Source organism: Longimicrobium sp. (assembly GCF_036280135.1).
Classification (GTDB): Bacteria; Gemmatimonadota; Gemmatimonadetes; order Longimicrobiales; family Longimicrobiaceae; genus Longimicrobium.
In genome coordinates, this window is record NZ_DASURI010000535.1 from 1 (window position 1) to 7,609 (window position 7,609).

A 7,609-nucleotide genomic window follows, 5' to 3' on the forward strand; every position below is an offset into this window, starting at 1 on the left:
CGGTTAACAGCCAACGACTGTTGATTCCATCGATGCAGATCCCGTGGGAGCCTGCCGTCCGGAGAATCGGGTCTGTTGCCGTTACCGTTGACTCCGTTCGCGAAGCGCCGTGTGAGAATGCCGTTCCGCCGTCCGCGCAGGCGCGATGCGGATCAGCCCTCCTCGGCGGCCGTGGAATCCGTGTCCTCGCCGTTGGTGGAGTCCGTGGGCGTGAACGACTGGATGAGCGAGTCCACGTTCACGGCCCCGGGCGCGCGGGCGCTGTCCGAGGGGGCCACGGCACCCACGCCGCGCAGGGTGATCATCGCGATCTCCGGCGGCGCGCCAAAGCGCACGGGCACGTACCCGAACCCCAGCCCGCAGGTGATGAACAGCGTGGAGCCCCGCACGCGGTAGATGCGCGTCCGGGCGGGATCGGCCGTGCCGGGGAGCACCTCGGTGTTGAACCACGACAGGCGCGGCGTGCCCGGCACCTCTACTTGCCCGCAGAACGTGTGGCCCGCCACGACGGCGGGGTACTTGTCCGTGGGCAGCGTCACGGCCGCCACGGGCATGTGCGCCAGCAGCAGCGGCGTGCGCGCCCCCCCGCCGATGCCGCCGTAGATCTCCGCGCGGCGCCACTCCGGCCGCCGCGCCGTGTACGGGTCGATGCCGCCGATGTACGCCGTGTCGTTGTTGCGCACGAACGGCGCGCGGCGGTTCTCCAGCAGCGTGATCCCCGCGCGCTGCATGGCCTGCCGGGTGCGGATGAGCGTGCTGTCGGGCTCGTCCGGGTCCTCCACCATGTCCTCGTTGCCCAGCACGGCAAAGACCGGCTTGCCCCGCAGGGGCGCCAGCACGCGGTCCAGCGCCGTGTAGTCCTGCCCGCGGGCCACGTAGTCGCCCAGCAGCACGAACGCGTCGGGCTTCTCGGCGATGGCGCGCTGCACGGCGGCCAGGGCCGTCTCCGTGTTCCCGGGCCACATCCCCAGGTGAAAGTCGGACAGGGCGGCCACGCGCATGCCCTCCCACCCGGCGGGAAGGCCCACCACCTCGATCTCCACGGGCACCACGCGGACGATGTCGCCCCCCGTGGCGCCGTAGATGGCGCGCAGGCTGTCGCCGCGGGCCGTGCTGTCGGCCTCGGCGGCGGCGGTGGGGCGCGCGCCGTCACGCCCGCAGGCGGCGGCGAGGGCGCAGGCGGATAGGACGAACGCAAAGCGGAGGCAGGTCCGCATCAACGGCTCCGGCAAGGGGGCATCAGGTCGGTTTGCAAACGGCGTCCGTCACGGCGGGCGCAACCGATGTGCCAGGGGCTCAGGCGCTCAGGGGCAGCGCCTCCACGCGGGCGGGCGGCGTGGTGTTGCGCATCTCCTCCGGCCGCGCCCGAAACCACCGCGACAGCAGCAGGATCTCGTCGACCTGGTGGCGCTGCACGAGGGCGCCTTCGTGCTCCGGCCGGCCAAAGTGCTCGTCGCACAGGCGCTCCATCCGGCGCCGCTCCGCCGCCGTGCGCGGCACGGGGACCACGGCGCGCACGGTGCCGCGCCGCACCAGGTACACGCGGTCGTCGCCCTCCACCCCGTCCACGCGGTACAGGAAGGTCAGGCTGTCCAGCGCCTCGCGCAGCTGCGAGAACTCGTCGCGCAGGTTCTCCAGGCGGTGCAGGCGGTCGCGCAGCCGTCCCGCGTACTCGAACTCCCAGCGGTCCGCCGCGGCCGTCATCCGCTCGTTCAGCCAGCGCAGGGGCTCGTCGGCGTGTCCATCCAGGAAGGCCCGCGCCATCTCCACCCGCTGCCCGTACTCCGTCTCGGTGCAGCGCGCGGCGCAGGGGCCCATGCACAGCCGCAGCTCGAAGCGGTGGCAGCGGGGCACGTGCTCGAACGCGAACAGGTCCGGCTGGTCCGCGAAGCGGATGGGGGTGACGAGCGGGCAGTCGCGCAGCCCCAGCAGGTCGTTGAGCTCGCGGACGGCGTCCTGGATGCGCCGGCCCCCGCGAAAGGGGCCGTAGTACGTGGCCGCGTCGTCGGCCACGGCGCTCACCACGAACAGGCGCGGCGCCCTGCCCGACGTGAGCTTGAGAAACGAGTACCGCCCGTCGCGCTTGTGCTGCACGTTCATGCGCGGACGAAAGCGCTTGATCATCTGCAGCTCGCGCAGCAGCGCCGCGAACTCGCTGGGCTCGTAGTCCCATGCCAGCGAGTGCGTGCCTTCGATGATGCGGTGCTGCTTGTCGCCCCGCGGGGCGCGCAGGTACGAGAGCAGGCGGGTGCGCAGGCTCTTGGACTTGCCCACGTACAGCACCTCGCCGTCCGCGGCCAGCATGCGGTACACGCCGGGGACGTTGCGGGCCTCGCGTACGGTGGCGCGGAGCGGGTGCGCGGGAGAGGACTTCAAAGAACGGGGACGGGTCGCGCCGGTGAACAAAAGCCGAACCTCACCCCGAAAGTAGCGCGCGCGCGCCCCGCGCGAAAGAGAGGCGTGGCGGAGTCCCGTCCTCGGCCACACCGGGAGCCGCACGTCTTTCAACCAATGTGATTAGATCGTCCGAAAATGACAATTATAAGTTATCCATCCGGAATGTCTGATCTGTGAAATCCTTTAATTGTAGCAGTTTTCATCACCTGAACCGGACACGAGTCGTCTGGTTTGTGAGGGTTGCAAAGTCGCGAAGGGAGCGTTATCCTGTATCTCAAAGTCTAGGATGACGGGCGGGGACGCACTATCTTGCCCCCTGCACCCCAGCCGTTTGCCCCCATTTCACAGGACCCTGCCATGAAGACCAAGCGCCTCCTCCTCGCCTGTGCCCTCGTCGCGGCCGTCGCCGCGTGCTCCACCAGCGTCACGGAGCCCACGGCACGCAGCGCCGGCGGCGCGGGCGTGAACGCCACGCAGGAGGTCACCACCACCTCGGCCCCCGACACCACGACCAATCGTGACGCGGGGTGGCTGGGCTCCGGCGGCGGCAAGTAAGCATCCCCGGATGCAAAACAGCGAGGGCGTGGTCCGCGGACCACGCCCTCGCTGTCTTTGACGTGTGGCGGCTTCAGGCGTGCGTGCCGCTCATCTGCAGCGTCCGGACGAAGTCCTGGGCCAACATGGGATCGACTCCCGCGTCCCCGCGCGTGCTCTTCTGGTTGTTTTCCACCGTTCGATGGTGGCGCACGGACTCGATCAGCGACTCCGCCGTCAGGCGGATCTTGGCTTCGTTGCGGCGCGAGCCCGTGTCGAGGGCCTCGCGCGCGGCGGTCTCGGCCTTGTCCCACAGGCCCAGCGTGGCGGCCCCGTGCGCCATGTCCAGCAGCCCCTGCGCGGAGCCCTGGTCGGTGGTGCTGGTGCGCAGCAGGTCGTGCGCGGACTCCCACGCCTCGCGAAACCGCTCGCGCTGGCCCAGACCACCCGCCGCCCGGGCAATGCTGCCCAGCACGGTCATGCGGTCGCCCGGCTGCGGGAAGTGCGGGAGCACCGATTCCAGCACGGGGAGCGCCTCGGCAAAGTGCCCGCGGCGAATCCACCAGTACGCCACGTCGTGCGCCAGGCGCGGCATGGTGGCGCTGTGCGGACCATAGGCCTCGTACGCCGCGCGCGCATACTGGTGCGCCTCCTCGTTGCGGTCGGCCTCGCCGGCCACGGCAAAGAGGTCGTGCAGCGCCATGCCCTCGATCTCGTGCAGGCTGTTGCGCTGCGCCGCGCGCATGGCACGCACGAGGAAGCGCCGCGCCACGGGCAGGTTGCCGCGCTGCATGTACATGCGGCCCAGGCCCAGGAACGCCTGTGAGTACGTGGCCCAGTCGCCGATCTGGCGCGCCAGGGCGATGGTGCGGCGGAACCACGTCTCGGCGCGCGCGTACTCGGCGCGGCGGCGGGCCAGCTTGCCCACGGCGAACGCCACGCCCGGGTCGCCCGGCGTCACGGTCGCGGCCGCCTGCGCGAACGCCAGCGCCGTCGTAAGCAGCCCCTCGTCGTCGGCCCACTGCGACACGCGGCGGCAGGCCAGGGCCACCATCTCTTCCGAGATCTGCGTGGGCTCGCCCAGCATGCGGGCCAGCACGCCCAGCGGCTCCTCCAGGTCCGGCGAGGGCTGCGAGGCGAGGATCATGGCCATGCGGGCGCGCTCGGCGTCCTGCGAAAAGAGCGAGGCGCGCTCGTCGTCCTGCGCCTCGGCCCACAGCAGGGCGTCGCGCAGGGACTGCCACAGCACCAGGCCCTTTTCTCCGGACAGCTCATCCAGCACACCCAGCCCTTCGAAGATCTCGTCCCCCCGCTTGAGGGCGGGGGGCACGCGCCAGCGGCGCTGGGTCTTGCGCTGGGGTACGCGGAACTTTCGTGGTTGCATGATCTGGCGTTCGGGAGAGATGGGCGGGGGAGGAGACGTGCCATCCTGCAGGGATGTAGAATAATAATGTACCCGTCGGAAAAAACCAGTGATTCATCACGCGCGGTGGCCCCAAACTGTGCGCCACCGCTCCTCTAGTGCTGGCACGATGGGCAAAAGAAGGTCGATCGGCCACCCTGGACGATGCGCTCCACGTGTCCCTTGCACCCGGGACACGGCTGCCCCTCTCGATCGTACACCTTGAGCCGTGCCGCGAACGCGCCCTCCTCGCCCCGCGCGTCGCGGTAGTCCAGGAAGGTGGTCCCCCGGTGGTCGATGGCCTCGCGCAGCACGGCCTGCACGCCGTCGCGCACGCGGGCCAGCTCGTCCGGGGTGAGCGAGTTGGCGGGGCGTCGCGGATCCACCCGGGCGCGAAAGAGGGCCTCGCTGGCGTAGATGTTTCCCACGCCCACCACGCGGGCCTGGTCCATCAGCCACACCTTGATAGCCACCTTCGATCGTCCCGCCGCCTGGACGAGCCAGTCCGCGGAGAAGGCGTCGGACAGCGGCTCCACGCCCAGCTGCCCGTCCCACGCCTGCCACTGGGCCTCCGTCACCGTCCACAGCCGGCCAAATCGCCGCACGTCGTGGTAGCGCAGCTCGCGCCCGCGGTCCAGCCCGATGCGCACGCCCAGGTGCGTGGGCTCGTCGTCGCCGGCGCGGGCCACGAGCAGGCGTCCCGTCATCCCCAGGTTCACCAGCAGCCGTTCGCCGCCCAGGTCCATGACGATGTTCTTGGCGCGGCGCACCACGCTCCGGATCTTTTTGCCCCGGATCTTTCGCGCGAAGCCCTCCGGCGTGTCGTCCTCGATCAGGTCCGGGCGCACGACCTCCACGCCCTTGATCTTCGCCCCTGGCAGCAGGTGCGCCAGGTCGCGGACGATGGTCTCGACTTCCGGGAGCTCAGGCATGGGCACCCGCCCGTTCCGCCTCGCGCCAGCCGATGTCGCGGCGAAAGTGCCGCCCCTGGAACTCGATGCGCTCCGCCGCGGCCCGGCTGCGCGCCGCCGCTTCCGCCACCGTGGGCGCCAGGGCCGTGACGGCCAGCACGCGGCCGCCGGCGGTGACGAGCGTGCCGTCGTCCTCCCGCTTTGTCCCGGCGTGGAAGACGATGACGTCGCCGCCGGTCTCGATGTCTGACGGGATGCGGATGGGCAGGCCGCTCGTGTAGTCGCCGGGGTAGCCGCCGGACGCCAGCACGGTGGTGGCCGCCGCGCCCGGGTGCCACTCCAGCCGCGTTCCCGCGATGGACTCGCCGCGGGCGATAGCTAGCATGGGATCCAGCAAGGAGGAGCGGAGCAGGGGGAGCACCACCTGCGTCTCCGGGTCGCCGAAGCGGCAGTTGAACTCCACGACCTTCGGTCCCTCCGGCGTGAGCATGAGCCCGGCGTAAAGCAGGCCGCGGAACGGATGCCCCTCCGCGGCCATGGCGGCGACGGTGGGGCGCAGGATCTCCTCTTCCACGCGGGCCATCAGCTCCGGCGTGGCCAGGGCAACGGGCGCGTAGGCGCCCATCCCGCCCGTGTTGGGGCCCGTCTCGCCCTCGCCCACGCGCTTGTGGTCCTGCGCGGGGAGCATGGAGACCACGTTCTCGCCGTCCGTGAGGGCGAAGACGGAGAGCTCCTCGCCCGTCATCCGCTCCTCGATCACCACCTGCGCCCCCGCCGGGCCGAACGCGGCGCCGGACAGCATGTCCTCCACGGCCGCGAGAGCCTGTTCCGTGTCGTCCGCCACGACGACGCCCTTGCCGGCCGCCAGCCCCGACGCCTTGACGACGACGGGCCGGCCGAACTCGCGGACGAACGCCCGGGCCGGCTCCACCTGCTCGAACACCTGGAACGCGGCCGTGGGGATGCCGTGGCGCTGCATGACGCCCTTGGCGAACGCCTTGGACGCCTCGATCTGCGCGGCCGCCTTGGTGGGGCCAAAGACGGGCAGCCCGTGCGAGGCGAAGTGGTCCGCGACCCCCTCGGCCAGCGGTGCCTCGGGGCCCACGACGGTGAGATCGACGGCGTTCTGCTCCGCCCAGCCGGCCAGGGCCTGCATCTCGCCGGGCGCCAGGGGAAGGGAGGTCGCCAGGTCCGCCATCCCGCCGTTGGCGCGGGTGACGAACAGCTCGGCGTGCGGCGCGTCGCGCCGCAGCTTCCACAGCAGCGCGTGCTCGCGTCCGCCGTTGCCCACCACGAGAATCTTCAAGACGGCCGGCCTCTTCGCGGGTCCAGGGATCGGAAAGCGGGATGATACGCGCCCTGGGCCGACGGATCAACCTCGCGTGCGTGGCGAAAAACGTGAGGGAGGTGTTCACGCGGTGGCGTGTCGCGGATCTGGTGTCTACGGCGATTCCTTTGCATCTTTGTCGGCCGATTTTTCAGGCGCGCCACGAACCAGGCCGTGATGCTGATGTCGTGTCTGTGCCATGAAGCGGCGCCCCAGCCTCGGCGAATGAATTCGCGGCTTTGACAACGTGATGTCGGCCTTCGCCGACGGGTCCTGCCGCGCGCCGTCTCTGTGCACCGGTGCGGTCTTTAGCTAGCCGTCGAAAGCCGCCCTGGTGCACATTGGCCAGCTTCCGCTGGGGCAGTCCGCGCAGGCGGACTTCGCGATTCTCCAGCGGCGAATTCATTCGCTCGGCTGGGGACGGCGTTACCGGATAGCATTCGCAGCGAGCATCGATCGCCGGCTGGGGGCGTCACGATCCGGATCGGATTCGCAAGGAGTATCGGGTCGAGACGCTCGGCCGCGACGCCTTCGACATGCTTGAACTGAGGATCTGAGCCATGTTCGAAATCCTGCGAAACGTCGACTCGGCGGTGGCCAACGATGCCGCCTATCGCATCTCGCTGCGCATCCGCGAGCGTGAGCACTTTCGCAACTGGCGCAAGTGGCTGCCGCTGCGCCCCGACGACCGGCTGTTTCCCGGCTCCATCCGCGTAGCCACGCGCGTGCTGCAGGAGATCGAGCGGCAAACGGGCAAGCGGCTGGGTGACCTGGGCGATGCCGAGCTTCGACCGTTCCAGCGCCAGATCGATGACATCATGGACGAGCGGATGCGGGAGGAATACCCCGATCCGGACGGCGTCGGCAAGCGCCTGCTGGAGGAGCTGCGGCGGGACTACGGCGACGGGGGATACAGGGCCGTCGCGTAGTCGCTCAGCCGCTCAGACCGGATCCGGAAAAGCAGGGTTGTTTTCCTGAGGGGCCCTCACGAACGCGACCGTGCCTGATGCGTGTGGCCCCGAAGGATCTTCCCGCCCT

At 70.3% G+C, this 7,609-nt stretch carries 7 protein-coding genes; 2 read left to right on the plus strand and 5 right to left on the minus strand.

Annotated elements, in window-relative coordinates; translation table 11 throughout:
• Positions 1-152 precede the first annotated feature (152 nt).
• Positions 153-1,217, minus strand: a complete 1,065-nt coding sequence (locus tag VFZ20_RS17170) for a metallophosphoesterase (RefSeq protein WP_329685143.1) — start codon at positions 1,215-1,217, stop codon at positions 153-155.
• A 79-nt stretch (positions 1,218-1,296) separates the two neighbouring features.
• Positions 1,297-2,376, minus strand: coding sequence for a GIY-YIG nuclease family protein (locus VFZ20_RS17175; RefSeq protein WP_329685144.1), 1,080 nt, complete (start codon positions 2,374-2,376; stop codon positions 1,297-1,299).
• Between the two features lie 378 nt (positions 2,377-2,754).
• On the opposite strand from VFZ20_RS17175, the gene VFZ20_RS17180 reads away from it, so the two are divergent.
• Complete coding sequence (locus VFZ20_RS17180; RefSeq protein ID WP_329685145.1) at positions 2,755-2,952, plus strand: hypothetical protein; 198 nt, start codon at positions 2,755-2,757, stop codon at positions 2,950-2,952.
• 73 nt (positions 2,953-3,025) lie between these two features.
• Here VFZ20_RS17180 and VFZ20_RS17185 read toward each other — a convergent pair whose 3' ends face one another.
• From VFZ20_RS17185 to purD, 3 genes are all read right to left on the minus strand, one after another.
• The gene (locus VFZ20_RS17185) at positions 3,026-4,315 is read right to left on the minus strand and encodes a tetratricopeptide repeat protein (protein WP_329685146.1); all 1,290 of its coding nucleotides are present in this window, start codon (positions 4,313-4,315) and stop codon (positions 3,026-3,028) included.
• 134 nt (positions 4,316-4,449) lie between these two features.
• Positions 4,450-5,265 (minus strand): bifunctional DNA-formamidopyrimidine glycosylase/DNA-(apurinic or apyrimidinic site) lyase, encoded by an 816-nt coding sequence (gene mutM / locus VFZ20_RS17190; protein WP_329685147.1) that lies wholly within the window; start codon positions 5,263-5,265, stop codon positions 4,450-4,452.
• A complete protein-coding gene (gene purD / locus VFZ20_RS17195; RefSeq protein ID WP_329685148.1) occupies positions 5,258-6,550 on the minus strand; it encodes a phosphoribosylamine--glycine ligase in 1,293 nt (430 codons plus the stop codon). Before purD ends, mutM begins: the two co-directional genes overlap by 8 nt.
• Before the next feature lie 581 nt (positions 6,551-7,131).
• On the opposite strand from purD, the gene VFZ20_RS17200 reads away from it, so the two are divergent.
• On the plus strand, positions 7,132-7,500 hold the full coding sequence (locus tag VFZ20_RS17200) for a hypothetical protein (protein ID WP_329685149.1): 369 nt from the start codon (positions 7,132-7,134) through the stop codon (positions 7,498-7,500).
• Positions 7,501-7,609: the final 109 nt, after the last annotated feature.

Coding starts and splice junctions, on each gene's coding strand:
- VFZ20_RS17170 (WP_329685143.1), bottom strand. CDS start 1,217: ATGCGGACCTGCCTCCGCTTTGCGTTCGTCCTATCCGCCTGCGCCCTC.
- VFZ20_RS17180 (WP_329685145.1), top strand. CDS start 2,755: ATGAAGACCAAGCGCCTCCTCCTCGCCTGTGCCCTCGTCGCGGCCGTC.
- VFZ20_RS17185 (WP_329685146.1), bottom strand. CDS start 4,315: ATGCAACCACGAAAGTTCCGCGTACCCCAGCGCAAGACCCAGCGCCGC.
- mutM (WP_329685147.1), bottom strand. CDS start 5,265: ATGCCTGAGCTCCCGGAAGTCGAGACCATCGTCCGCGACCTGGCGCAC.
- VFZ20_RS17200 (WP_329685149.1), top strand. CDS start 7,132: ATGTTCGAAATCCTGCGAAACGTCGACTCGGCGGTGGCCAACGATGCC.